General features: G+C 67.7%; 25 protein-coding genes. 20 read left to right on the top strand and 5 right to left on the bottom strand.

What is annotated here, in order from left to right:
* Positions 1–3 precede the first annotated feature (3 nt).
* The 3 genes from AB0N03_RS09100 to AB0N03_RS09110 form a co-directional block, all read right to left on the bottom strand.
* Positions 4–366 carry a hypothetical protein gene (locus AB0N03_RS09100; protein ID WP_364367714.1) on the bottom strand — a complete coding sequence of 121 codons (363 nt, stop codon included), beginning with the start codon at positions 364–366 and terminating at the stop codon, positions 4–6.
* Between the two features lie 198 nt (positions 367–564).
* Complete coding sequence (locus tag AB0N03_RS09105; protein ID WP_364367717.1) at positions 565–1,107, bottom strand: helix-turn-helix domain-containing protein; 543 nt, start codon at positions 1,105–1,107, stop codon at positions 565–567.
* Complete coding sequence (locus AB0N03_RS09110) at positions 1,104–1,436, bottom strand: hypothetical protein (RefSeq protein WP_364367719.1); 333 nt, start codon at positions 1,434–1,436, stop codon at positions 1,104–1,106. Before AB0N03_RS09110 ends, AB0N03_RS09105 begins: the two co-directional genes overlap by 4 nt.
* Before the next feature lie 253 nt (positions 1,437–1,689).
* On the opposite strand from AB0N03_RS09110, the gene AB0N03_RS09115 reads away from it, so the two are divergent.
* The 3 genes from AB0N03_RS09115 (at position 1,690) to AB0N03_RS09125 (ending at position 3,075) form a co-directional block, all read left to right on the top strand.
* The gene (locus tag AB0N03_RS09115; protein WP_364367722.1) at positions 1,690–2,556 is read left to right on the top strand and encodes a helix-turn-helix transcriptional regulator; all 867 of its coding nucleotides are present in this window, start codon (positions 1,690–1,692) and stop codon (positions 2,554–2,556) included.
* 21 nt (positions 2,557–2,577) lie between these two features.
* On the top strand, positions 2,578–2,763 hold the full coding sequence (locus AB0N03_RS09120) for a DUF397 domain-containing protein (protein ID WP_364367725.1): 186 nt from the start codon (positions 2,578–2,580) through the stop codon (positions 2,761–2,763).
* Positions 2,764–2,892: 129 nt separating this feature from the next.
* Positions 2,893–3,075: a hypothetical protein gene (locus AB0N03_RS09125; RefSeq protein ID WP_364367728.1), complete on the top strand. Its 183-nt coding sequence runs from the start codon at positions 2,893–2,895 to the stop codon at positions 3,073–3,075.
* Between the two features lie 75 nt (positions 3,076–3,150).
* On the opposite strand, the gene AB0N03_RS09130 is transcribed toward AB0N03_RS09125, so the two are convergent.
* Both AB0N03_RS09130 and AB0N03_RS09135 read right to left on the bottom strand, forming a co-directional pair.
* A complete protein-coding gene (locus AB0N03_RS09130) occupies positions 3,151–4,488 on the bottom strand; it encodes an FAD-binding protein (protein WP_364367731.1) in 1,338 nt (445 codons plus the stop codon).
* Positions 4,485–6,734 carry a tetratricopeptide repeat protein gene (locus AB0N03_RS09135; protein WP_364367733.1) on the bottom strand — a complete coding sequence of 750 codons (2,250 nt, stop codon included), beginning with the start codon at positions 6,732–6,734 and terminating at the stop codon, positions 4,485–4,487. Before AB0N03_RS09135 ends, AB0N03_RS09130 begins: the two co-directional genes overlap by 4 nt.
* A gap of 389 nt (positions 6,735–7,123) precedes the next feature.
* Here AB0N03_RS09135 and AB0N03_RS09140 point away from each other — a divergent pair, with 389 nt between their 5' ends.
* The 17 genes from AB0N03_RS09140 (at position 7,124) to AB0N03_RS09220 (ending at position 23,784) form a co-directional block, all read left to right on the top strand.
* Positions 7,124–7,459, top strand: a complete 336-nt coding sequence (locus AB0N03_RS09140; RefSeq protein ID WP_364367736.1) for a DUF6355 family natural product biosynthesis protein — start codon at positions 7,124–7,126, stop codon at positions 7,457–7,459.
* Between the two features lie 41 nt (positions 7,460–7,500).
* The gene (locus AB0N03_RS09145) at positions 7,501–8,076 is read left to right on the top strand and encodes a hypothetical protein (protein ID WP_364367739.1); all 576 of its coding nucleotides are present in this window, start codon (positions 7,501–7,503) and stop codon (positions 8,074–8,076) included.
* Positions 8,070–8,957 (top strand): hypothetical protein, encoded by an 888-nt coding sequence (locus AB0N03_RS09150; RefSeq protein ID WP_364367742.1) that lies wholly within the window; start codon positions 8,070–8,072, stop codon positions 8,955–8,957. Before AB0N03_RS09145 ends, AB0N03_RS09150 begins: the two co-directional genes overlap by 7 nt.
* An 86-nt stretch (positions 8,958–9,043) precedes the next feature.
* On the top strand, positions 9,044–9,607 hold the full coding sequence (locus tag AB0N03_RS09155; RefSeq protein ID WP_364367745.1) for a flagellar biosynthesis protein FlgA: 564 nt from the start codon (positions 9,044–9,046) through the stop codon (positions 9,605–9,607).
* A 5-nt stretch (positions 9,608–9,612) separates the two neighbouring features.
* Positions 9,613–10,374: a hypothetical protein gene (locus AB0N03_RS09160; protein WP_364368115.1), complete on the top strand. Its 762-nt coding sequence runs from the start codon at positions 9,613–9,615 to the stop codon at positions 10,372–10,374.
* Positions 10,364–12,631, top strand: a complete 2,268-nt coding sequence (locus AB0N03_RS09165; protein WP_364367748.1) for a CpaF/VirB11 family protein — start codon at positions 10,364–10,366, stop codon at positions 12,629–12,631. The genes AB0N03_RS09160 and AB0N03_RS09165 overlap by 11 nt, the downstream gene beginning before the upstream one ends.
* A 13-nt stretch (positions 12,632–12,644) precedes the next feature.
* The gene (locus AB0N03_RS09170; RefSeq protein WP_364367751.1) at positions 12,645–12,842 is read left to right on the top strand and encodes a hypothetical protein; all 198 of its coding nucleotides are present in this window, start codon (positions 12,645–12,647) and stop codon (positions 12,840–12,842) included.
* Positions 12,842–13,210, top strand: coding sequence for a hypothetical protein (locus AB0N03_RS09175; protein WP_364367754.1), 369 nt, complete (start codon positions 12,842–12,844; stop codon positions 13,208–13,210). Before AB0N03_RS09170 ends, AB0N03_RS09175 begins: the two co-directional genes overlap by 1 nt.
* Positions 13,207–13,629, top strand: a complete 423-nt coding sequence (locus AB0N03_RS09180; RefSeq protein ID WP_364367757.1) for a hypothetical protein — start codon at positions 13,207–13,209, stop codon at positions 13,627–13,629. Before AB0N03_RS09175 ends, AB0N03_RS09180 begins: the two co-directional genes overlap by 4 nt.
* Positions 13,626–14,030 (top strand): pilus assembly protein TadG-related protein, encoded by a 405-nt coding sequence (locus AB0N03_RS09185; RefSeq protein WP_364367760.1) that lies wholly within the window; start codon positions 13,626–13,628, stop codon positions 14,028–14,030. Before AB0N03_RS09180 ends, AB0N03_RS09185 begins: the two co-directional genes overlap by 4 nt.
* A 17-nt stretch (positions 14,031–14,047) precedes the next feature.
* Complete coding sequence (locus AB0N03_RS09190) at positions 14,048–16,534, top strand: BTAD domain-containing putative transcriptional regulator (protein WP_364367763.1); 2,487 nt, start codon at positions 14,048–14,050, stop codon at positions 16,532–16,534.
* Between the two features lie 145 nt (positions 16,535–16,679).
* Positions 16,680–17,159 carry a hypothetical protein gene (locus tag AB0N03_RS09195; RefSeq protein ID WP_364367766.1) on the top strand — a complete coding sequence of 160 codons (480 nt, stop codon included), beginning with the start codon at positions 16,680–16,682 and terminating at the stop codon, positions 17,157–17,159.
* Positions 17,159–18,226, top strand: a complete 1,068-nt coding sequence (locus AB0N03_RS09200; protein ID WP_364367769.1) for a site-specific integrase — start codon at positions 17,159–17,161, stop codon at positions 18,224–18,226. Before AB0N03_RS09195 ends, AB0N03_RS09200 begins: the two co-directional genes overlap by 1 nt.
* Before the next feature lie 134 nt (positions 18,227–18,360).
* Positions 18,361–18,906: a hypothetical protein gene (locus AB0N03_RS09205; RefSeq protein WP_364367772.1), complete on the top strand. Its 546-nt coding sequence runs from the start codon at positions 18,361–18,363 to the stop codon at positions 18,904–18,906.
* A 173-nt stretch (positions 18,907–19,079) separates the two neighbouring features.
* Positions 19,080–20,225, top strand: a complete 1,146-nt coding sequence (locus AB0N03_RS09210) for an ROK family protein (RefSeq protein WP_364367775.1) — start codon at positions 19,080–19,082, stop codon at positions 20,223–20,225.
* A gap of 282 nt (positions 20,226–20,507) precedes the next feature.
* A complete protein-coding gene (locus AB0N03_RS09215; protein WP_364367778.1) occupies positions 20,508–22,085 on the top strand; it encodes a carboxylesterase family protein in 1,578 nt (525 codons plus the stop codon).
* Positions 22,086–22,119: 34 nt separating this feature from the next.
* On the top strand, positions 22,120–23,784 hold the full coding sequence (locus tag AB0N03_RS09220; RefSeq protein ID WP_364367781.1) for a carboxylesterase family protein: 1,665 nt from the start codon (positions 22,120–22,122) through the stop codon (positions 23,782–23,784).
* Positions 23,785–23,917: the final 133 nt, after the last annotated feature.

The following is a 23,917-nucleotide window of genomic DNA, read 5'->3' on the forward strand; positions in this document are numbered from 1 at the left end:
TTCTCATTCCGTGTGCAGGAGATGGCGCGGTGCCGCGACGATCCCAGCGTCGATGTCGTCGGCGTAGGTGCGAAGCAGGTCAACCACTTCTTCGGCCTGGTCCGCGAAGTCTCGTTGTTCAGCTGGTGTCGCCGTGCCGTCCGCCAGCTGGGTCCTCAGGACGGCTGCCCGGGCTTCGACGGCCAAGAGGACATCGACGAGGGTGCGCGTGGCGCGGATCATGGCGACTCCGGATCGTGCTGGTGGTTCGTCCGAACCGGACAGTCGACGCAGCCAGGCGAGGACACGGGAGAGCAGAATGAGATCGGAGTACTCGACGCTCCACAGGTCCGCTTCGGACGGCCAGGCGATTTTGTTCGACGGCACCGTCGTTCACCACCTCGGAACGTGGATCGGCGAAAGTGGACGTAACTCTGCGGGTTGCCCCGAGTCGGCGACAGTCGGGCGAAACGCAGTGCCTATTCGCTACGGTCGTGTCGTCGAGCCCAGCATCGCTCGGCACCGGCGGCTTCCTCCTCGCGCGTGGTTTCCCTCCAGTCACCTCGGCGCCGGGGAGGAAGCCGCTCACCGCGGTAGCCCGCGCACATGAGCGAACGACTCGTCGTAGCATTGCCGGATCACCTCCCCGGGATCGATTGCCAAGGCGCGGCAGAGGATTGCGAACGCGACGATGGGCATTGCGCGGCTGCCGCGCTCCCAGTGGCCGAGGACGGCCTGGCTGTAGCCGACGCCGCTCACCGCGAGGAGTTGAGCCTTGGACCAGCCCCGCAGTCTCCGGGCTACCTGCAATTTCGTTCCGAGGACGGCAAGGAACTGACCCGTGGAGACGGCGACGACGTTCCCGCGCGGTGCGTGGATCGTCGACGGCTGGTGCTGACGCCTCGTTCCCGCCGGGACTGTGCCGGTTTTCTCGAAATGGGTCACCCACCGACGGACCGTCGTCGGCGACACGTTGGCGCGTGCCGCGACGTCAGCCCGAGACTCACCGTTGTGCCACCGCCGGACGGCTTCGGCGCGGATGCGCCGCCCGCTGTCGGCGTCCCGCTCGGCGGTGGCGAGGGCTTGCCGCTTCCGAGCGGACAATTCGGGACGCGCGGCCAGGTTCATCGCGCGGCCTCATCGGTCCAACTCAGCACCTCGAACAGGACCTCGTCGGGCGCCCCGGTGATCGGTCCCCGAGCCGGGACGCTGCCGTGCTTCCCCCAGTCACCCGGCGCGAACCTCGCGCCGATCGCCTGCATCGGGTTCCTGAGCGCTTCGATGATCACGACGTCTTCGTGGGTACCGGCCGCACAGTGGCCGACCAGCTCTTCCGGTTCGGCCGAGTCGGCCGGACGGGTCACCCACAGCCAGCCGCGCTCGCGCGAGACGGCGATGGCCCCGCTGGTCCGCTCCCACGCCAGGGGTATCGGATCCCATTCATCCGAGGTGCTCATGGGTCCCTCCCGAGGTGGTGGTGCGGCGGCGGAGACGCGGGATATGGCCGTGTCGGGGAAGGCCCTCGCGTCTCCGCCGCCTGACTGGGGCGGGCGGTTCGCCCGCTGATCCAGCAGTGAGACCACCATCACGCAAATTTGCATGGCATGCAAGTTAAGCGGCATGCAAATTTGCACGTTCACTCAGTCGGGGTACCGTGCAACTTTCCGACGCTGCCGTAGGCTCGACGCCGACCGAGCGAGAGGAGCGGCCGTGGCCGACGAGGTCAAGGTGAAGATCTCGGGTGTCCGCATGCGGCGGATTGCTCGCACGATCCTGGCCTGGCGCATCGACAGCGGGCAGGACCAAGGCGAAGTCGCGAAGGCGGTCGGGTGGTCGACGGCGAAGCAGTCGCGGTTGGAGACGGCCAAGCTGCCGATCACGCCGGCCGACGTCATGACGTTGGCGTTGCACTTCGGGCGGCCCACCGACGAGCGCGACGCCCTATTCCGTGACGCGCAAGCGGCGCAGAGTCCACGCTGGCTGGACCAGATCTCAGCTGAGGCCTTCGCCGCGGACGTGCGGGAGTACGTGGCACTCGAGGCCGAAGCCTCCGCCTTGCTGATCTTCAAGATCGACGTTGTTCCAGGGCTCTTTCAGGCCGAGGACTACGCCCGCGCGGTCGAGTCGATGGGCTCCGCGGTCGGCTATGTGCGGCATGAGGATCGTGTCCAGGCGCGCATCCGCCGTCAGGCTCGACTGCAGGATGAGTCGGCGCTCAGCGTCCGGTGCGTATTGACCGAAGCTGTGCTCAGGCTTCAGGTGGGTGGTCGCGAAACGTGGCTCGGACAGCTTCGGCGGATAGCCGATCTCATGGAGTTGCCGAACGTCGACCTCAGGTTCGTGAGGAGCGAGAGCGGCGCGTATCCCGCGATGGGCTGTCCGTTCAGCATCCTGCGGTTCGAAGACGGTGAACCTGACATCGGCTACATCGAGCTGCTTCGTGCGGGTGTCTACCTGGAGCAGGAGGGCGAGGTCGAGCCCTACGTAGACTTGTTCGAGAAGCTGTGGGCCTCCGCCGAGGATCCGAGTGGGTCTCGCGGTCTTCTCATGGAGATCATCGAGGAGGCGGCGGCGTGATCAAAAGACTGGAGACTGGCGATGCGCGAAAACCACGTGCCGGAGACTGCTTGGCAGAAGAGTAGCTACAGCGCGCCCGAGAACGAGTGTGTCGAGGTGGCGCTCCTCGTCGACCGTGCTGCCGTCCGCGACTCCAAGGACCCGCGCGGCGGGTTCTTCGAGCTGCCGGGCGCCGGCTGGTCGGCTTTCCTGACCGTCCTCAAGTAGCAAGCAGAGCTGGCGGGTTCCGGGGCTGGCCGGAGCCCGCCGCGCTGCGTTAAGGCGATCGAACGCATGTTCTATGCGTCTGCTAGGTTCGGTGCGCCGAGGATGGAGTCGCTGAGCCGGGAGGTCGCTGTGTCGTGGTTGCTGAGGGAGCGAGCTACCGGTCGCGAGTGGCGCATCGGTGACAGCGACCTGGCCTGGGAGGCCGGCGGCTACGACACCGTCAGGTTCGAGCTGCACGTCCTCGACGAGGACGTGAGTGGTGCTCCCGACGGCCTGCCCGCGAGTCGGATGGCGTCGGCCTGCGAAAGGTGAAGCGCGGGCGGACCGGTGGTTGGGTGCCTGCGATAATCATCGCGAGGAGCGCTGGCCAGCGTGAAGCAGATCGGCTCAAGCGAAGCGCCGCGGGAACAAATTCAGCGGGTCATACCGATCTTTCGCTTCGGCGAGCGTCACCTGTGCCGCACCGAGGTGCCGTGTCCAGTCGGTGCTGGTGAACGGGATGGCTCCGGTGGGGTAACTCGTGCCGCCCAAGCTGATGGCGGTGTCGTACCAACGCCGGTTCGCCGCAACCATGTCCCTGGCCTTCGCCGCGTCCGAGGCGAAGCGGAGCCCGGCGACGAGGTACACCGTGTCTCCGTCGGGCAGCCGGAAGAGAGGGGTGTCGAAGGCCGCGGTGGTCATCGGGTAGATGAGGATCAACCCGGACGCGCCCATATCGGTCTGCTCGAGGGCCGCCATGATTCCGCTGGTGAACGACTCGATCTGCGCATCGGGGAACAGCAAGTTGGGCCAAGGGTGGGGAGCGTGCCATTCGCCGGTGCCCTCGAGGTACGTCACGGTCTCGTCGAGGCGCGTGGCGAACTCCCAGTAGCTCGAGTCCTCGATCTTGTCGCGGGAAGCTACAAAGCCAATCCCCGAGAGGAGCAGTTCCTCGTCGGGCTCGTCAGGTCGTGTGTAGTACGAGGCGGCGTCCAGCATGTAGACCCAGCCGTCCTGGGTCGGCAGGATCTCTCCTTGGAGGAAGTCGAACCGGCCGACGGCGAGCAGGCTGCGCTGGCTGGTGATCAGATCGTCGATGGTGGGGTAGTAGACCTTGATGCGTCGCACCCGCTCGGGTGCTGCGATCAGCGGCAGCGTGGCTCGCACGATGACGCCACACTGGCCGAATCCACCGAGCACGGCGTAGAAGAGATCGGGTAGCTCTGCGGGGGAGCAGTGGCGGAGCATCCCGTCGGCCGTGACAACGTCCAGGGAAAGCACGTTGTCCGTTTGGACTCCGTACCGATGGCTGGTGCCGCCGATTCCGCCGGCTGAAAGGGTGCCTCCCACGGACGTTCCCAAGTAGTCGGTGAGGACGCGTGGAGTAAGGCCGTGCTGGAGCGTGCGTGCGAGAAGTGCGTTCCACGTCGCTCCGGCGTCGACAGTCACTTGGTCTTCGGCGAGATCACGAATCTCATCCATGGCTGTGAGGTCGATGACCAAGCCGTTGAGTACTTGAGCCTGCCCCAGGCTGGTGTGGCCGCATCCTCGGGGCACCACGGGGATGTTGTTGGCCGCAGCGACGTGCAAGGCTGCCTGGATATCGGCAATGGATCCGGCGCGGAGAACGGCGAGTGGCGCACGGTTGATGATGCCGCCGAAGTCGGCTGCGGCGAAGGCCGTCGCGGTGGGGTCGGTGACCACCGCGCCGTCGACGTTCAGATGGGAAAAAACGCTTGAAGTCACTGGGTTCCCCCGTCTTTCAGATTGGCAATGCCAGCGCGTACAGCAGCCTCGGCGGGGTCGCCTCGCCGTTCGAAGATGTTCGCGGCCTCTTCGAGCCGGCAGCGTGCCGTGGAGCTGTCGCCGCGAGCAATCAACGTTCGGGCGAGAGCCCACAGGGTGTCGGCTTGGCCTTTGTCGTCATGCGCGGCCCGCTGTGCGGACAAGGCTTCTTCGAGGCGGGGAAGCGCGTCGTCGAACAGGCTCGCTGCGTGGTAGGTCATCCCCATTTGATAGAGCGAGAGCCCTTCGCCGTATTTGTCGTCGATCGACCTGCAGAGGGACAAGGCGCGGCCGGCGTACTGGAGTGCGTCGTCGGTGTGCTTCTCTTCTCGGCAAAGGTCGGCCAGGTGTACCAGTGCCACCGACTCGGCGTGCTGGTCGTTCTGGTTGCGGTGGATCACCATGCCGCGCTCGAGTGCGCTTCTGGCCAAGCTGATGTCCTCCATGTCGGCATGTGCGAGGCCGATGCCTATGTGACACCACGCTGACCTGGAAGGCTCCTCTTCGTTCTCCAGCAGTTCCAATCCCCGGCGAAACGCGTCACGACCACCCGCCGGGTTTCCCAGTCCGAGTTCGACGAGACCGAGGCCGGTCAGCATGTCAGCTTGAAGGCTGGGATCACCGAGCGCCGAAGCGGCGTCCAGGCCGAGGTGGTAGGTGTGCTTCCAGATCGTCCAAGGTTTGCGAAGGTGGAAGTAAGAAAAGAGAGCTTGCGAGATGCGGCATGCAAGATCAAGATGTCCGATCTTGAGAGCGAGCCCGACCACGGACGGAAAGCTGGCCAGCTCCTGTTCGCACCAAGTGAAGGCATCGGCGTAGCCAGGTGTCGAGGAGTCGGTAGCCAGAGGCCGAAACGGTTCGAGAGCATGCCCGGCTGCGGCGGCGGTGCAGAGGTACCACGACAGCTCGCGGACCTGAGCTTGCTCGATGTCGTGGGGCGTGTCTACGGCGAGGGCTTGCTCGGATGCGTAGACACGTAGCAGATCATGTAGCCAAAAACGGTCTCGGCCGGCTTCCTCGACCAAGTGACACATGGCCAGTGTGCGAAGAAGGTTCAATGCCTGGTCGGATCGTATGTCGGCGAGCGCCGCGGCTGCTGCGACGCTGATCTCCTTACCGGGGTGCAGCCCGAGCAAGCGGAACATCCGTGCAGCCGTCGTCGTCAAAGCCCGGTAGGACCAAGAGAAGACGGCACGGACGTCGGCGTCTTCGTCCGACGCCAATGCGGCGAGTCGCTGACGCTCTTCGGCGAGGTCTTCGGCGAGCTCGGAAAGACGGATGGGGTGGGCGGCGATGCGTTCCGCCGCGATAGCGACCGCGAGCGGTAGGTGACCACACCGATCGAGGACCGCTCGCGCGGCCTCTGGCTCGTCGTCGACCCGCGGGCCTACCACTTCACGTAGGAGCCGCAGCGAATCATCGGCCTCGAAGGGAGCGAGGGCCAGCTGCGTCGCGCCTGCGCGCACGGCCAATCCGGTGAGCATGACCCGGCTCGTCAGCAGTACGGTGCTGCCGGCCGCGCCGGGGAGCAACAGGCGTACTTGGTCCGAAGAGACTGCGTTGTCTAGCACGACCAGGATGCGACGATTGTGCGTCATCGTGCGAAACAGCGCTGCTCGTTTTTCCTCGCTGGACGGTACGTCTGCGGGTGTCAGACCCAGAGAAATCAAGAAGTCTTCGAGAATTTCGGTGGGACTGGCCGGTGATTGGTGTCCTGAGTGACCTCGGAGATCGGCGAACAGCTGGCCGTCGGGGAAGCGGCCGATTTCATGGTGGGCCCAGTACAGGGCCAGCGTCGTTTTCCCGACCCCGGGCGGTCCGTGAACGGTCGCGATCGACAGCCTGTCTGCTTGCGCGGAGACCGTATCGAGAGCCGAGAGCTGAACGGTTCGACCGACAAACCGGCCAGGAGCTGCCGGGAGCTGCGCCGGACGTGTCACTGCTTCCGAATCGCCCTGACGTGGATGGGGGATCAGGGCCAACAGTTCACCCTCGGCCTCGAGCGCGTTGTCGCAGGCTTGTGCCAGCTCCGTGGTGGCAGCGCGACGGCCGTGTTCGACGTTGGCGAGGTGGGCTCGGCTGTAGTGAGTGCGAGCGGCCAGCTCTGCCAGTGACAGACCGCGGGCGATGCGCACATCTCGAAGCTCGGTTGCGAAAGTCTTTCGCCTCTCGACTTCCGTTCCCCGTGTTTCATGTTTCCTGTACATGAAAACAGAAACCCCCTGGTAATCGCGGTCGCTCCGGTTGATCCTGGGATGGAAGCACCGAGCGACGGATACGCACCCCTCGCAAAGAGGTTAGCGCCGCACGAGCTTCGAGTCAGGCAAGTAGCGGGACGCCGCGAGCAAGATCGTCCATGAGGTTGAAGACCAAGCACTAGGAGTGACGGGTAACTCGTCCGTGGCGCCGAACGGGTGATGTCCGAATAGGCGAGCTGGTAACGATTCGTAACTATCTGGCACCACTGCTCCGTGAGGCCGCCTGTCTGGTCGGGCTGACACCTGTATTCCAAGGTGCCGCGGAGCCGAGTGGCCGTGGTATGTCGCGATCACCGCGAGTGTCAATTATTTACTTCCAATTTAGTTTGGAGAATCACGTGTCAATTTCAGGGTTTCTGCAGCGCGCTTCCATTGTTCTTTCGATTGTTATGTCGTTCGGCTGCTCTGTGGCGATGGACGCCTCCGCGCAGCCGACGTCGGAGAAAGTCGAGGTCGCCGGTTGTGGGTACCTCGGTTGGGGTGAGTACACCCACTGTGACAACGGCTCCGGGTCAACCGTGATGCTCGATGTCGAGGACATTTTCTTCAACTTGTACCACTACTGCGTCGGGCCGGGGACCACGAACCTCCAGCCGGTGATCCGCTGGCGTGTGGTCGGTGCTTGGTGGAACGGCGGCGTGGGGTGTGACCCCGGGTACTACGGGCCGGCGTGACGGAGCGTCGCTCGGCGGGCCATTGGTGGTAGGGGCTGATAATGAACAAGAATTGGTTTTCGGTTGCATCGCTGGTGCTTCTCTCCGTCAGTCTGGAGGGATGCGCCGGTGATAGCGAGGCGCCGACGGTCACCGAGTCGTTGCCGGTATCGCTGCCCTCAGGCCCGAAAACTGTTCAGCCCGAGGCCGGAGCACCAGGCGCGGCGCTGACCGCGTACGAGCTTTACTGGCAGATCAGCGAACAAGCCGGCCGCCTGCCGCGCGAGAAGGACTGGCGACCCGAACTGTCGAAGGCGATGGCTGATCCGGCGCTGACCGGTTACCTCGACGAGATCGGCAATCTCGCGTCCGTACCGGCCCACACCGAGGGCCGGTACGGACGCTCCCCGAAGGTGACGTCGGTTTCCGCGGCCCAGCCGCCGCGCGTGGTCATCACCGACTGCCTCGACGCCACCGACGAGCACTTGGTGAGCGACAAGGCCGGCGAACTCGGCCGCAACCTCGACCACCCGGACCAGCCGCGCCGCTACGAGTTCGAAGCCCAGATCGTCCGGTACCCGGATCTCGACCGCTGGCTTGTGCAGCAGGTCCAACCACGTCTGGAGAAGCCATGTTGAAACGCAGTTGCCTGCTCGCCGTGGGACTCGTCGCGCTGACGGCTCCGGCGTCGGCGTACGGGCAGACCGGTTCCGGCGGGTGCGAGTCGACCGGGACTCGCGGGATGTGCTGGGTAGCGGCCGCCGACCCGGGCCGCTCCGGCGGAGAGACCGGCGCTCAGCAAGCAGATGCCGGCCCAGCCCGGCGACCGGGCGGACAGAACGCACAGCAGCCGCGATACTCGTGTGCCGATCACCCGTGGACGCCGCCGCCCGCCGGTGACCCGCTTTGGGGCGGGCACTCGCCGGCCGAGGGGTCGCTGAAGCTGGTGATCTGCCAAGGCGGTGGAGCCCTGCAGGGGTGGCCGCGAGTGGTGTTCACGCCGAACGGGCAGCCGGTCGTGGTTCCGCAAGTGTCGCCGGCCGAACTGGCTGACCGGGCCATCTCGGAGATGGGGCTGGCGGCTCCGGACATCCGGCTGGCACCCCCCGCGTCCTCACCCCGCGGCGCGACGATCGGGTTCCCGGTCTGGATGTGGACCGCGCGCCGTGAGGCGACAACCGGACCGGTGACCCGGACGGCGACCGCGGGCCCGATCAGCGTGACCGCCACGGCGACCCTCGCGCGCATCGACTGGTCGACGGGCGATGGCGCAACGGCACGGTGCGCCGGGCCGGGAACGCCGTTCACCGATGACCAAGTAGGGAAGCCCTCACCGACCTGCGGCCACACCTACGAGCGGCTCGTACCCGGTGGCGTGGCCGAGATCAGCGCGACGAGCAGGTGGGAGATCACCTGGTCCGGTGGCGGTCAAAGCGCGTTCCGGACGCTGAGCCTGACGTCATCGGCGCGGCTGCCGGTTCGCGAGGTCCGGACGCTGACCACCGGAGGCCCGCGATGACGACGCGAGGTCCACTCCGGACTGTCCAGGACACCGCACCGCCCGACCCGGTGCCCCTTCGACCGCCTCGACGCCGACGCTCGAAGGTGCTCATCCTGCTCGGCCTCGTCCTGTCCGCCGTCTCGGCGACGGGCGCCGTCTGGGTGTTTCGAGCCGCCGAGGACTCGTTCGCCGCCGTCGGCGTCGCGGCTCCGGTGCGGTACGGCGAGGTCATCACCGCCGAAGCGCTGCTCGAGGTCCGTTTGCGGCCGGATCCCGGCGTGCACGCGCTGGCCTGGGAACAGCGGTCCCAAATCATCGGCAAGCCGTCGCCGACCGACCTGCGACCCGGCGCGATCGTTACTCCGGATCTGGCGATCGAGAGCGTCGCGGTGCCCGCGCCAGGGCAACAGCTGATCGGGGTCGCGGTCAAACCGGGACAGCTACCGGCGACGCCACTCGAACCCCGGCAACCCGTGCTCCTGGTTCCGGTTGGCTCGACGGACGGCACTTCGGCACCGGTCCGCGGCTCAGTGATCCGGGTCGGCTCCCGCGACAGCTCGTCGGTCCAGGTGGTCGACGTCGTCGTGCTCGAGAGCGACGGCCCGGAGGTCGCCAGCCGAGCGTCGACCGGCGGGATGGCCATCATCGCCCTGCCGAAGGGCGGGTGATCGAGATGCTGATCGCGTTCACCTCCCTACAGGGCAGCCCTGGCGTGTCCGCGGCCGTCTCCGCCCTGACCTGGACTTGGCCCCGCCACGCCGTCATGGCCGAGTGCGACCCCACGGGCGCGCAGGCCATGGACGTCTACGATCCCGACGGCAGTCACGGCCGGCCCAGTGTCTTCGAGGTCCTGGCACAGGCACGCTCGCTGCCTCTGCACCGGGCGATGTCCAGCCAGATGGTCGTGCTGCCGGACGGCACCGGGCGGCACCACCTGCTGCCGGGCGCCCGATCGCCGCGGGAAGCGGAGAGTCTGGACTGGCGACGGCTCACCGATTTGTTCGTCGAGCTGGACACCGTCGACGTACTCGCCGACTGCGGCCGCGTCCGAGCCGGAGGAGCACCGTATGCGGTGATCACCGGCGCCGCTCTCCTGGTGCTGGTGGTCGCCAATTCCCGCAACTCACTTCGCAAGCTCGTGTCCACGCTGGATGTCCTTCGCGAGGAAACCGGCCGGACCGGGGACACCATGGGCCTGCTGGTCGTCGATCCCGATCCGCGCACCCACCAGCGGTTCTCACACCGGGAGATCGCCGAGCAGTTCGCCGCCGAAGGTCTCCCGATGGTCGGCTGGCTCCCGTGGGACCCGGCCGGCGCGGCGCAGTTCACGAACCTGCACCGGCCAAGCCGGCGCTTCGAGAGCTCGCCGCTTCTGACTACGGCTCGCAAGGTCGCGGATGAGATTGCCCGACGGGCGGTGTGTCATGTCCGTTGACGAGCTCGTCAAGCGAGCGCAGCAGCAGCTCGCACCGCTTGTCCAGCAGGAGGCCGCCCGGCAGGCCCGGCCGGAGCGTGACGTGGCCGAGGAGCTGGTCGACGGTGTGCTGGCGGCGGTGGGCAAGGACTGGGCCAGCTCGGGTCGGCGGTTCCTGGACGACCGCGAAGAGTTGGCGGTCCGGCGGGCGGTCCTGGCGGAGATGTTCGGCCTCGGCAGCCTCGACTCGCTCTTGGCTGACGACGGCGTCGAGAACATCGACTTCATCGGCAACGAGCCGGCCTGGCTGTCCCACCACGACGGCCGGGTCACGCGCGGACCGCGCCTCGCGGCCACCGACCATGACGTCGTCCAATGGCTGCAACGCATCGCCACCCGCATGGGTCGCACCGAGCACACCATCAACGACGCCCGGCCGCTGCTGAACATGGAACTCCCCGGAGGCGAGCGGTTGGCCGCGGCCATCGGCGTCACGGACCGGCCGCACATCTCGATCCGCCGCCACCGGTTGCCGACCGCCGGCCTCGACGACTTGCGACGGCGAGGCATGATTTCGGCGGCGCAGCTCATGTTGCTGCGCGCCGCCGTCCGCGCGGAGAAGAACGTCGTCATCTGCGGCCGGCAGAAAGCCGGCAAGACGACGCTGCTGCGCGCGCTCTGCTGGGAGATCCCGCCGACGGAACGCTTCGCGACGCTCGAGACCGAGTTCGAGCTCGGCCTGCACCGCCACCGTGACCGGTTCCCGGCCGTGATCGCGTTCGAGGAACGCGAAGGAAACTCCGAACGGCTGGAGAACGGCACAGCGGTCGGCGGCGTCGACCTTTCACGCCTGGTCTGGCAGTCGCTGCGCATGCACACCGCGCGGACCGTCATGGGGGAGGTCCGCGGCAACGAGATCGTCCCGATGCTCAACGCCCTTTCGTCGGGCGGTGCCGGCTCTCTGTCCACTGTGCACGCACGGAGCGCCGCGCAGGCCGTGCACCGGATGGTCCTGCTGTGCCTGGAAGCGAACACAGCGTGGACGCCGGAGTTCGCGTACGAGCTCGTGTCCAACACGATCGACCTCATCGTGCACGTCGACCTGGTCGAGCGTGAGAACCGAATGGACCGCCACGTCGCCGAGATCGTCTCGATCGAGCCGGGAGAGTACGGAAAGCCCGCGCGGACCCACGTGTTCAAGCCCGGTGACGACGGCGGCCGAGGCCAGCCCACCGGCAATCGTCAGCTTCGCGGCCTTCGGCAGCTCCAGCTACACCGCGGTCTACGACAGCGTCGGCGGCCAGATCGTCCTGGCCGTCGTCTTGGGCGTCGTCGGGCTCGCCGTGGTGTGGCTGCGTCGCCTCGGGCTCGAACCACGAGCGTCGCGGTTCCTCACACCGGAGGACCGGACATGACCGCCCAGGCCATCCTCATCCTCGCGGCGATCGGTACCTCGATCGGCGTGACGCTCGTCGTCGCCGCGTTCGCTCCGACCCGGCCGAAGCTGGCGGACGTCCTCCACGACCGCGTCGCAGCACCGGCCGAACCTGGCAGTCGCACTCTGATCGACTTGATGCTGCAGTGGGCGGACCGGTGGCAGCTCGCCGCGAGGCCGGCCGACCTGGAACTGGTCGGGCAGTCGCCTGAGACGTTCGTGGTGCAGCGATTCGCCTTCCTGCTCGGTGGCGCTCTCTGGATTCCGCTGCTGACGACACTGCTGGCCGTGGTCGGCGTGGCGCCGCCGATGCTTCTGTCCGGTGCAGCTTCCCTGGGCGCGGCTCTGCTCGGCTGGCTGTTGCCTGCGGTACTGCTGAAGGCCAAGGTCCAGCGCGCCCGGACGGCATTCACGATCGCGCTGGCCGCGTATTGCCGGCTGGTCGCGCTGAGCAGGCTCGGGGACCGCGGCCCCGCCGAAGCACTCCAATACCCGGCGACGCTCGGGTCCGGCTGGGCGTTTCAGCGCATCAGGGTCGCCATCGACGAGGCCGTGCTGCGGAGCCGGATGCCCTGGGATGGCCTCGTCGACCTCGCCGAGACGACCGGCGTTCGCGAGCTGAAGGACCTCGGCCAAATCATCGCCAGCGCCGGTCAGGACGGTGCCGGTATCGCCGACACGCTCCGCGCCAAGGCGACATCGCTGGCCCAGCACCAGCTGGCCACTCGCAAGACCGGCGCCTCCGTGCGATCCGATCGCATGGACATGCCCCTCGCCCTCCTGGGCCTGGCCTTCATCGGCTTCCTGGCCTTCCCCGGGATCTACCTGATGCTCCACGTCTGAAAGGAAAGAGAACATGATCAACACCATCGCGCTGAAGCTCTGGCTCACCGTCCGGGACCGAGCCGCACAGTTCGCTCGTGAAAGCGAACGCGGCGACGAAAACATCACCAAAGCCTTCTACGCCGCGCTCGGAATCACCGTCGCCACGCTGATCGGCGCTGGCATCACCGCGTTCGTCAACGGCAAGCTCCCGCTGATCGGAGGCCACTGATGCACGGCGAACGCGGCGACGACAACGTCGCCGCCGCCGTGCTCTACAGCGCGGTGCTGCTCGTCGCCTGGGCGGTCATCCAGGTCGCGGTCGTCCTGCTCGGCCGCGGCGTCGCGCTCGAGGCTGCGCGGGACGGCGTGCGCTCCGCTCGGCTTCCACCCGTAGACCCGGCGTCAGCGGCATCGGCCGCGGAGGCGTACACGCGCGACGTCACCGGCTCTTGGTTGTCCGACGCCCACGCGCACGCCAGCGTCGACGAGGATCGCGTGAGCGTGACCGTCACCGGCGAGGCGACCTCGCTGGTGCCCTTCGCCCGGTTTCCGATCAGCCAGACGGCATCCGGCCCGATCGAACGGCTCCGACCATGACCGGCGACGAACGCGGGGACATCACCGTCGAGACAGCGATCGGCGTGACCGCGCTGTTCCTGCTCCTCGGCCTGGGCCTCGTCGGCGTGCGCGTCCTGGTCGCGGACGCGGCGATCGACGAAGCCGCCCGCTCAGCCGCCCGAGCCGCATCCATCGCCCGCGACGGCCAGACAGCGTCCGCGGCTGCCGACCGCCGAGCTCGCGCTGTCCTGGCCGAGCAGCACCTCGCCTGCAGCAGCCTCGACGTCGCCGTCGACGCCGCCGACTTCGCGAAGTCCCTCGGCGAAACCGGCTACGTCGTCGCGACGATCACCTGCGACGTCCCGCTCGACGAGCTGGCCATCCCCGGCATCAGCGGATCCAAGACGCTGCGGGCGCAGTTCCGCTCACCGATCGACCGCTACGGGGCGCGATCATGAACCCCCTTCGCGACGAGCGCGGCTCAGCGTCGGTGCTGATCCTCGGACTCAGCGTGGCCCTGCTCATCGCGGTCGGGTTCGCCGTCGACGGGACGCGGAAGGGCCTGGCGTACTCGCAAGCGACGGCGATCGCCGAAGAGGCCGCTCGCGCCGGCGCGCAAGCCTTGCAGGCCCGCTCCCTCGCCGACGGCACCGAAGCCGTCGTCGAGCCGGCGATCGCCGAAGCTGAGGCGCGGCGATACATCGCGACAGCTGGCGTCGCCGGAACTGTACGAGCCGATGATCGCCAAGTCATCGTCGACACGGTCGTCACCCGCACCACGATCTTCCTCGGCTCCGTCGGGATCGCCGAGTTCACCGTCCACGGCCACGGTGCCGCCGTCCTCGTCTCGGCGGATTGAGCCGGGAGGAGCACACCATGCGCACCGCACTCCGAATCCTCGCCGGCTTCGCCGCGATCAGCGTCCTGCTCGCCGGGCCGCCTGCCGCGTTGTGGAAATTCCGAACGGCGTACCTGCCTGACCAGCTCGCGGACGTCGCCGGTTGGCTGACCACCCGCGACGACGGCAGCCTTTTCCTCATGTTGCTGACGAGCGTCGGCGTTGTCGCATGGCTTCAGCTGGTCGTTGCATTCGGAGTGGAGGTCGCCGCGAACCTGCGCGGAGCACGAGCCCTCCGGCTGCCCGGCTTCGGCTGGGCGCAGCGTCTCGCCGCCGGCGTGCTGCTCCTCGTTCTCACCGGCACGGCGACGGCCGAGGCGGCCGAGGCGCCCCCGCACGTCGTCGTACCGGGCGACAATCTCTCGTCGATCGCTGCAGCCGAACTCGGCAGTCCGGCCCGCTACCGTGAGATCTACGAGCTCAACCGCGGTGTCCAGCAACCCGACGGTCGTGCGCTCCGCGAGCCCGGACTGGTGAAACCCGGTTGGGTGCTCAAGCTGCCTGGCGCAGCCGCCGAGGACGAGGTCACCGTCCGGGACGGCCAGACTCTTTCCGAAATTGCTCGTGACCGGCTCGGCGACGCTCACCGCTACCAGGAGATCTTCGACCTCAACCGAGATCGCCCACAGTCGTTCGGACACCCACTGACCAGCCCGGACCGCCTGCACCCCGGCGACGTCCTCCGCCTACCGAACCGCGAACCGAAGCCGCGACCCAGCGAACCGGCGGTTCCGCCGCACACCCCAGCCGCGCCACGCCCGGCAGCCGCCGTTCCGCCGGTAGCGTCAGCGCCGACCGAGGCCGCGCCTGCGGCAGAGTACGGCGGCGTGCCACCCGCACTTCTCGCCGGCGCCGGGGGAGTGGTTGTGGCGTCGCTGCTGTTGCTGATGTCTGCGCGGCGCGGGCGAGCAGGGCGGCCGGACGTTCTTGAGCCGCCAACCGTGACGCAGCTCGACCACGCACTCCGGACGATGGCCCGGAACGCCCGTCGAGCTGGGGTTGCTCTGCCTGCGGTCGTCGGGGTAAGCATCGGCGCGAAGGAGATCCGTCTACGTCTCGCGCGCCCCGCTGAAGCCATCCGTCCCTTCACCGCCGAATCGGGTACCGAGTGGCTGCTGGCCGAGCAGCCGGGCGGGACCGACGAGAGTCCAGCTCCATACTCAGCCATGGTTGCCCTCGGCCACACAGCCGACCGCGACCTCGTGCTGGCCAACCTGGAGCAGGCCGGCCTGATCACGATCCGGGGCGACTCCGAGGACGTCCACAGCGTCCTGGCGGCGATGACCCGGGACCTCATCACCGCCAGCTGGACCGGAGACCTCGTGGTTGTCCTCGTGGGAACGGGCAAGCACACCGCCGACTGCGACGGCGATCGCGTCCGATTTACTGAGAGCTGGAGCGAGGCAGCCGGGGCGGTCGCGGCAGACCCACGCCGCTCCGCGATCCTCTCGGCTTGCCCCCTCGACTACGACCAGCTCGGCGACCTCGGGAAGCTGGAAGAGCAAGTTGCCGCCATCGTGACGGCCGTCGCCGACAACGAAACAATCCCGGGGGCATGGACGCTCGACGCGAGCGCCGGCCACACCTTCGTCGACGAGCTCGGCTTGGACATCGAGCTGCAGCGGTTCACACCTGAGCAGCCTTCTCAGCTCGCTGTGGAACACGACGACTTGGAATCCGCAGCCGATCTTCCCGAGCCCGAGCCGATGCGGCTCCAGGCCGACGTCGCTCCGAGTCCGGCCATCAGGCTGCTCGGCCCGGTCACCCTCGTCGGAGTCGACCCGGAAGCTGTCGAAGCGAAGAAGATCAACCGGCTGACCGAACTGGCGGCCTTCCTCAGCCTCCACCCCGGGGTGACGGCTGACGAGATCTCCCGCCAGCTCGGCACGGACACCAACCCGTGGTCCGCCGCGACCCGCCAGGGCTACATCTCGCGCCTCCGAACCTGGCTCGGCCGAGACGCCGACGGCGAGCTGTACTTGCCGAACGTCGACGCGGGACGAGGCGGCTACCGCCTCTCGGACTCCTTTGAGACCGACTGGGACCAGTTCCGAGACCTGTCTCACCGCGGTCTCGTCAACCCCGAGACCTCGACCGAAGAGCTGCAGCAGGCGATGGCGCTGGTCACGGGTCCTCCGCTGAGCAACGTGCCGCAGGGGCGGTACGCGTGGAGTTCGTGGATACAGCGGGAGATGATCGACTCAATCGTTGAGGTCGCCCATGCTCTGGGGGCCGCTCGCCTGAAATCCGGCGACCTCTCCGCCGCCCGCCGAGCCACCGTCCGCGGTCTTCAGGTGGACCCGGTCAGTGAGCTGCTCCACCGTGATCTTCTCCGAGTCGAGTACCGCACCGGCAACACCGCCGCTGTCCGGGAGATCGCAGACAGGTTGAGTTCGCAAGCCAGGGCGCTGGCCATCGCACTTGAGGATGAAACTGTCGAACTCGTTGACTCCCTGGCCCGTTGACTCGGTGTATGACGGACCGGGTCAATGTATAACGGCCTACACGTTCGCCATGTGAATCACAGCGTGTCCTCGACTGCGTGACTCGGTACGAACCTTGCCGGCGACGATGCTGGCCCCGACACTGACGTCCTCGAAGGACGGCACCATGAACCCGCAGAATTCTCCAGAGTCGACGTCTGATTCTGCTCTCGGCGAGCAGATAGTCGCTGCGCTCGAATTCGGACCGGCCCAACGAACCCAAGAGATCGAACCACTCTGCCTGGGCTCACTGTGGACAGAAACGGTCGATTGTTCGGTGAGTCACATCCTCGGCCGGCTCGATCGGTCCGGCCGAGTCTCCGCACGTTCTCTATTGGCCTTGATGGGCTGGCGGACGGGCGAGGTGCTGACCGTACGTTCCAGTCGCGGGCGGGTCCTGTTCGTTCGGTCGTGTTCAGGTCCGGAGCATGTCCGGAGCAGCAGATTTGTCGTCATTCCGGTGAGCGTTCGGACGGCTGCAGGTATCGAAGTCGGCGAGCTCGTATTGATTTCTGCGGTTCCGCAACATGACTTGATCATTGTGCATTCGCAGCGTGTGCTCGAGAGCATGGTCCTCGAGCAAGTCCGCCGTGGTCCGGGGCGCTGATGGACGGGGCGGACCGAATCACAGCTGCGCGACTGGTGGTTGCCAGCCTTGGCGTCGCGCCGGCGGATCTTCTGGAGCCATCTCTAGCAGGATCTGCACCGACTTTCGCGGAGTACATCGCGAAGGTCGAACGAGCCGTGTCCCCTGGCGCGCGGCGCACCTATCAGCCGTATTGGCGTCTACTTGAGCGCGTGTGGTCGGGCCGACGGCTGACTGATCCGACTCCGACAGAGATCAAGGAGCTGGCCAACCATGTGCAGTCAGCTGCGCTGGTCCGTCGTGGCTCGCGTGGCGGGAGAAGTGCCGCAGAACATTTCATCGCCGCGACCCGATGCCTCTACCGGCACGCCGAAATCGATCGCATCATCAGCGGCGAACAGAACGTGGCTCGCGACGTCGCCAAGCCGGTCCGCCTTCCATCATTGCGAAGGGCGCTCACGCCGGGCCAGCTCGCCGCGGTGACCGCGGCTGCGGCGAGTGGAGGAACCGACCCGCAGCTGGACAGTCTGCTGCTGCGGCTGCACGCCGAGACAGCGTGTCGGCGTGGGGGAGCACTCGGAATTCGTTCGCAGGATCTGGATCCAGACCAATGCCTGGTTTTTCTCCGCGAGAAAGCCGGAACAAGCCGATGGCAGCCGGTGTCACCGACACTGATGCAGGCGATGATCGTGCTTGAACGGCAACGTGGTCCCGCGGGGCCTGCCGCCCAGCTACTGCGATACCGCAACGGTCGGCCAATCACGCGCCGACGCTACGACTCCCTCTGGTCACGGATCGGCCGTGTCCATCCCTGGGTGACGAGGCAAGGTATCAGCACGCATTGGATCAGGCATACGACACTGACGTGGGTAGAGCGCAACTTCGGTTACGCGATTGCCGAAGCGTACGCAGGCCATACACCCCGCGCTACCGTGCCGCACGCAACGAGTACGGCAACTTACGTGAAGGCCACACTGTGCGAGGTCGCGACCGCCCTCGCCGCATTGACCGGAGAGCAACATCCACTCGTCCGCGTGACGACGCCCGACCTTGATAGGTCAAGTTTGACTGATACAGTGAATCCATGAAACTGTCCCCGACAGAAGGGAAAGTTCACCACAAACCGTGATCGAGTCCCCCTCGGACACTTACCATAACCCCACATGTGCGGATCGAGATTAGCCTCGATCCGCACTAGTCGTTTTCCGGGGTGGTAGGTGGCGTGCAGTTGCAGCTGCCGGTAGACCTCCGCTTTGCGGTCGGGTTCCGCGGCAGTCAGCACCTTCCGGATGTCACCGAGCCGCTCGGCCAGGTCGTGGATCTGCTCTTTGCTCAGCCGCTGCTGCGTGGGGCGGGTGACGATGCGTGCCTTGGCTTCGGCTCGGCGGGCTTGGGTTTCGGTGATCCATCCGGCGACCAGGGCGGCGTCGGCGCCGGCTTCGAGGGCTGCGCGATGGCGTCCGAGTGCCCGGTCGCATTCCTCGACGGTCTTGGCGGCGGCTGCTGCGCCAGGGTCGATGTCGAGGTTGGGCTGGGCTTCGTGAAGGGCGTCGATGGCGTCGTGGACCCGGTGGGGTGCGAAGCAGGTGCTGAGCCAGCCGTCGAGTGGGCCGATGAGGTCGCGTTCGGCGAGGTAGACGTTGCGGGTGCTCGGTCTTCTTCGCCAGGCCGTACTCGGAGGGGTAGCGGCAGCGGAAGAACGGCCGATCGTGGTTGCGCTGGCCTTGCATCCGCCGGCTGCAGACCCCGCAATGCAGCAGGCCGTTGAGGACGTAGGGATGGCGGGTACGGGTTCGCTCCCGCGTCTTGCGGCCGGCGCCCGTGGCGGCGGCGACGTTGGCCCACGATCGGATCTGCTGATCTGCAGGCTGCGCTACGCAGCCGGCGAGCCGTCATCGTGCTCCGAAACATTTTGGTAAGTATCCATGACATAATAGGCCGATGACTCCTGGTGTCGAAAGCGTGCGCGAGCTCCATCGAGTGCGTGTTCTCGACCTGTTGCGGGAACACGGGGCCGCCAGCCGGGCGGCTCTGGTGCGCGCGACAGGTCTGTCACGGCCCACGGTTGCCGGGATCGTCGCGGACCTGCTGGCTGCCGACGCCATCCAAGAGGTCGGTACGGACGCGACGGGTGCGAAGGGGCGGCCATCCCGGTTGTTCGCACCGGTACCGCCGCCGGGGCATGCCTTGAGCGTGGACGTCGGGCACACGCACGTCCGCGCCCTGGTGGCCGACGCGTCCGGCCGGGCTAGGTGGGAACGGGTCGTGAACTTCGGGCAACGCCTGGCACCGGCGGACGCACTGGGTGAGGCCGCGCGGCTGGTGGGTGAAGCCGCGGCCGACGATGTCGTCGGGGCCGCGATCGGGCTTCCTTCGCCGGTGGACCCGGCCGGCCGGCCGACGGCGGCCCGTTTCCGCGGTCTCGACCCGCTGGCCGTCCTCCCGCCGGGCGCGTACCCCGACCGGATCGGCGTGCACAACGATGCCGATCTGGGGGCTGCGGGGGAGGCCGCTTTCGGTGCTGGGAGCCGCTTCAACACCTTCATCTACGTCAAGATCTCGCACGGTCTCGGCGCGGGTTTGATCCTGGACCGGAAGCTGTACCGCGGCCGGGGCTACGCCGGCAACATCGGTCATCTGCGGGTGGCGGACGACGGTGAGGTCTGCCTCTGCGGGAACCGCGGCTGTCTGGAGACGGTGGCTTCGAGCAACGCTCTGCTCCGGGCCTTGCAGCCGGCGCATCCCGGGGTACCGCTCGGCTTCGCCGATCTGGTGCGCATGGCCGACGCCGCCGACCGCGGGACGCAGGCGCTGCTGTCCGACACCGGGAGAATCATCGGCCGGGCGTTGTCCATGCTCGTCACGACCCTGAATCCGGATGCGATCGTGGTCGGCGGCGCACTCGGCAGCCTCGGCGGGGCGCTGCTGCGGGGTATCCGCGAAGCGCTGGAGCGGTACAGCCAGCCGGCGGCCCTGCAAGACCTCGCCGTGATCACTGCCGAGTGCGGCGAACGGGCCGAAGCACTGGGCGGGATCGCCGTGACTCTCCGGCTCGTGGATCAGTTCGGCTCAGTCACATATAGGTGAAGCTTGTTGACATAAATGTCGGCAAGCTGGGCGGCTATTTGTTGTTGACTTCACCGAAATGGTGTTCGTAGACTCAGTCCGACCGGTTGGTGACCCACTCACCACGGGACGATTGACCTGATACCGCGCACTCCGCCGCCTGTGGTGCACCTGAGCCGGCGGCAGCACTCCGAGTCCCCAAACTCCGCCGCACGCCTCGCATCGTCCGCCGGACGGGTTTCCGCACCAGGCCGTCCTCCGGACTCTCGCCAGCCGACGCGGCCCGTTGCCGAGGAGCCCACCGTGAGAAGCCTGGTCAAACGACATCTGGCCGCCCCCGCAGCGGCGCTCGCCGCGATCGTGCTGGTGGCGGTCGGTTTCGGGGCGCCGGCGTCCGGCGCACCGGGCGCACGCGGGGGCGATCCCGTCGTGCAGACCCGCAGCGGAACCGTCCGGGGCGTGCAGGAGCCGGGGTTCGACCAGTTCCTGGGTCTGCCCTACGCCGCCCCGCCTCTGCGTGACCAGCGGTTTGCCCCGCCCGCAGCGCCGGCCTCGTGGCGCGGCGTCCGGGTGGCCGACCGCCAGTCACCGGCTTGCCTGCAGTTCGCGCCCAGCGGGGTCCGTGAGGAACAGGCCGTCAGCGAGGACTGCCTCTACCTGGACGTCTACCGGCCCGCCACCGCACCGAAGAACGCGAAACTGCCCGTGATGGTGTGGTTCCACGGTGGCGGCAACACCCAGGGGACCGGGGTCATCTACGGCGGCGGCACGATGGCGGACAAGACCGGCACGGTCGTCATCTCCATCAATTACCGCCTCGGCGCACTGGGCTTCCTCGCGCACCCGGCGCTGTCCGCCGTCACCCCGGGCGGGTCCGGCAACTACGCGAGGATGGACCAGCTGGCCTCGTTGAAGTGGGTCCGCGACAACATCACGGCCTTCGGCGGTGACCCGGGCAACGTGACGATCTACGGGCAGTCCGCGGGCGGCGGTGCCGTCTGCGACATGCTGGCCATGCCAGCGGCACGAGGCCTGTTCGCCAAGGCGATCGTGCAGAGCTCCGGCTGTATGAGCGGCAACCAGGCCACGCTGACCGCGGGGGAGCAGGCCGGCGTCGGCTACGCCGAGTCCGTGGGGTGCACCGACGCGGCGACGGTAGTGGCCTGTCTGCGCAAGGCCTGGCCGGGCACGCTCGTGGCCAAGCAGACGTCCGCCGTCGGCGGCTCGAAGGTGAGCAGCGGACTGCTCCCCAAGTCCTTCAAGGACGCGTTCGCGGACGGCTCCTGGAACGCGGTGCCCTTGATGACCGGCAGCACGCGGTCGGAGAACCGCCTCCTGTCCACCTCGCTCGCCGGCATCACGGCGCAGGGATACGTCGATATCGTGCGGCAGACCTACGGCGACCGGGCCGACCAGGTGCTGGCGCTGTACCCGCTGAACAAGTTCTCCAGCCCCTACGACGCCATCACCCAGGTACAGACCGACGCGGGCAACGCGTGCCGGACCGAGCTGACTGCCCGGGCCACGACAACGCGGGTACCCACCTACCGCTACGAGTTCGACGACCCGACTTCGCCCACGCTGTACGGCTTCCGCGTCCCCGGCGAGGACATGTCCAACGGGCACAGCGCGGAGCTGGCCTACCTGTTCGACTTCACCCTGGGGGAGCGGCCGCTCACCGCGCAGCAGGAGCGGCTCTCCGATCAGATGATGCGCTACTGGGGCGCCTTCGCGCACAACGGAAATCCGAACTTCCGCGGCGCTCCCGGGTGGACGGTCTACGGCGCGGCCCAGAACGTGATGCAGCTGCGCACCGGCGGTGCGAGCCGGATGATCACCTCGTTCTCGGCCGAGCACAACTGTGGGTTCTGGCTCGGCTGACGACCATCCTCGGGCACCAGCGACAGGAGACGACATGCGAAGGAACAGTGTGGTTCGCGCCGTGGCCGCCGTCATCGCCCTCGCCGGGCTGGCGACCTCCGGCGTGGCGTCCTCGGTAGCCGCCGCTCCCGGCGGCACCGCCGCCGAGGACTCCGCCCGGCCCACGTCGACGATCGTCGAGACGACGAACGGCACAGTGCGGGGCCGCGCCCAGACTGGCTACGACGAATGGGTCGGCATTCCCTACGCCGCCGATCCGACGGGTGACCTGCGTTGGACCGCCCCGCAGTCGGCCGCCCGGTGGTCCGGGGTGCGCGACGCCACCCGGTTCAGTCACCGCTGCGCCCAGGGCAGCGGGTGGGATCCCGGCTACGAGAAGCCGACGCTGACGGAGGACTGCCTGTCGCTGAACGTCTACCGTCCCCAGGGGGCCAAGGGAAAGCTCCCCGTGCTCGTGTGGATCCACGGTGGTGGCTTCACCGGAGGCGCCGGTCAAGACACCGACCCGCGCAAGTTCGCCGAGCAGGCGAACGCGGTCGTGGTGACGGTCAACTACCGGCTGGGCGCGCTCGGCTTCCTGAACCTGCCCCAGCTGCGGCAGGAGAGTGCCGATGGCCCCGGCAACTTCGGTCTGCTGGACCAGCAGGCGGGCCTGCGCTGGGTGCAGGCCAACATCGCGCGCTTCGGCGGTGACTCGCGCAACGTGACCATCGCCGGTCAGTCGGCCGGAGGCACGTCGGTGTGCGCGCAGCTGGCCTCACCGGCCGCCAAGGGCCTGTTCTCCCGGGCGATCATCATGAGCGGTGGCTGCGGCCTGCAGTCCGCCGAGGCCGGCGAGCAGGCGAGCCAGGCGTTCGTCGGTGAGCTCGGTTGCGCGAACGCCACGGACTTGCTCGGGTGCTTGCGGGCCAAACCTGCGGCCGAGATCGTCGCGGCCCAGCAGCGGGCTGGTGTCCGGCCCTCGATCGGGGGTCGCGCGTTCCCGGCCGACCCGGCCACCGCGGTCGCCACCGGCAAGTTCAATCGGTTCCCGGTCCTGCTGGGCCAGGTCAACAGCGAACGTGCGCTGACGACTTTCCAAAACTACGACTACGCGGGCAAGCCGATCACCGGGGCACAGTACGACGCTCTGGTGCGGTCGACCTACGGCGACGACGCGGACGAGGTGCTCGCCGAGTACCCGGTGACCAAGTTCGCCACCCCGGGTATCGCCTGGACCACGGTGCAGAACGACTCCACCTCCTACACCCGGCAGGTCCTCTTCGGACAGTTGTCGGGGTTCGTTCCGACCTACGCTTACGAATTCGCCGAGAGTGACACTCCGCACTTCGTCTCGATCTACCTGATCCAGCAGAAGAGCCAGACCGCGCGGGACTTCCCGTTCCTCGGGGCCACCCACGTCGACGACCTCGGCTACCTTTGGGAGTACCTCGGGCAGACGCTGCCCTACAGCGACGATCAGCTCGAGCTGTCCGACCAGATGATCCGGTACTGGGGACGCTTCAGCGCCACGGGCAACCCCAACGGATCCGGCGCTCCACAATGGCCGGCCTACCACCCGGCGGCCGGTCAGGTCATGTCCCTGTCCGCTTGCGACACCGCGCCGGCGAGCGACCAGCCGCCGGCCGCGTGTTCCGCGGCGACGGACCGCTTCGGCGCCGAACACAACACCGCGTTCTGGCGAGGCCTGGCGGCTTGACATTCCGGACTACAGCCGGGGCCGTCGCACGCGTGCCGTGCGGCGGCCACCGGGTGTGCCATGGGATTCCGTGCGCCGCTCCGGGGGTGGGCGGTGTGCGCCCGGCGATCGCCCAGACCAGCGGCGCGTGACC

Origin of the sequence: Amycolatopsis sp. NPDC051061 (assembly GCF_040682935.1) — a bacterium.
Taxonomy (GTDB): domain Bacteria; phylum Actinomycetota; class Actinomycetes; order Mycobacteriales; family Pseudonocardiaceae; genus Amycolatopsis.

What these genes read in the sequence shown, in the direction of transcription:
- AB0N03_RS09180 (WP_364367757.1), top strand. Translation starts at nt 13,207, where the DNA reads ATGACCGGCGACGAACGCGGGGACATCACCGTCGAGACAGCGATCGGC.
- AB0N03_RS09110 (WP_364367719.1), bottom strand. Translation starts at nt 1,436, where the DNA reads ATGAGCACCTCGGATGAATGGGATCCGATACCCCTGGCGTGGGAGCGG.
- AB0N03_RS09150 (WP_364367742.1), top strand. Translation starts at nt 8,070, where the DNA reads ATGTTGAAACGCAGTTGCCTGCTCGCCGTGGGACTCGTCGCGCTGACG.
- AB0N03_RS09120 (WP_364367725.1), top strand. Translation starts at nt 2,578, where the DNA reads ATGCGCGAAAACCACGTGCCGGAGACTGCTTGGCAGAAGAGTAGCTAC.
- AB0N03_RS09210 (WP_364367775.1), top strand. Translation starts at nt 19,080, where the DNA reads ATGACTCCTGGTGTCGAAAGCGTGCGCGAGCTCCATCGAGTGCGTGTT.
- AB0N03_RS09160 (WP_364368115.1), top strand. Translation starts at nt 9,613, where the DNA reads ATGCTGATCGCGTTCACCTCCCTACAGGGCAGCCCTGGCGTGTCCGCG.
- AB0N03_RS09200 (WP_364367769.1), top strand. Translation starts at nt 17,159, where the DNA reads ATGGACGGGGCGGACCGAATCACAGCTGCGCGACTGGTGGTTGCCAGC.
- AB0N03_RS09135 (WP_364367733.1), bottom strand. Translation starts at nt 6,734, where the DNA reads ATGTACAGGAAACATGAAACACGGGGAACGGAAGTCGAGAGGCGAAAG.
- AB0N03_RS09145 (WP_364367739.1), top strand. Translation starts at nt 7,501, where the DNA reads ATGAACAAGAATTGGTTTTCGGTTGCATCGCTGGTGCTTCTCTCCGTC.
- AB0N03_RS09185 (WP_364367760.1), top strand. Translation starts at nt 13,626, where the DNA reads ATGAACCCCCTTCGCGACGAGCGCGGCTCAGCGTCGGTGCTGATCCTC.
- AB0N03_RS09190 (WP_364367763.1), top strand. Translation starts at nt 14,048, where the DNA reads ATGCGCACCGCACTCCGAATCCTCGCCGGCTTCGCCGCGATCAGCGTC.
- AB0N03_RS09195 (WP_364367766.1), top strand. Translation starts at nt 16,680, where the DNA reads ATGAACCCGCAGAATTCTCCAGAGTCGACGTCTGATTCTGCTCTCGGC.
- AB0N03_RS09220 (WP_364367781.1), top strand. Translation starts at nt 22,120, where the DNA reads ATGCGAAGGAACAGTGTGGTTCGCGCCGTGGCCGCCGTCATCGCCCTC.
- AB0N03_RS09175 (WP_364367754.1), top strand. Translation starts at nt 12,842, where the DNA reads ATGCACGGCGAACGCGGCGACGACAACGTCGCCGCCGCCGTGCTCTAC.
- AB0N03_RS09105 (WP_364367717.1), bottom strand. Translation starts at nt 1,107, where the DNA reads ATGAACCTGGCCGCGCGTCCCGAATTGTCCGCTCGGAAGCGGCAAGCC.
- AB0N03_RS09170 (WP_364367751.1), top strand. Translation starts at nt 12,645, where the DNA reads ATGATCAACACCATCGCGCTGAAGCTCTGGCTCACCGTCCGGGACCGA.
- AB0N03_RS09165 (WP_364367748.1), top strand. Translation starts at nt 10,364, where the DNA reads ATGTCCGTTGACGAGCTCGTCAAGCGAGCGCAGCAGCAGCTCGCACCG.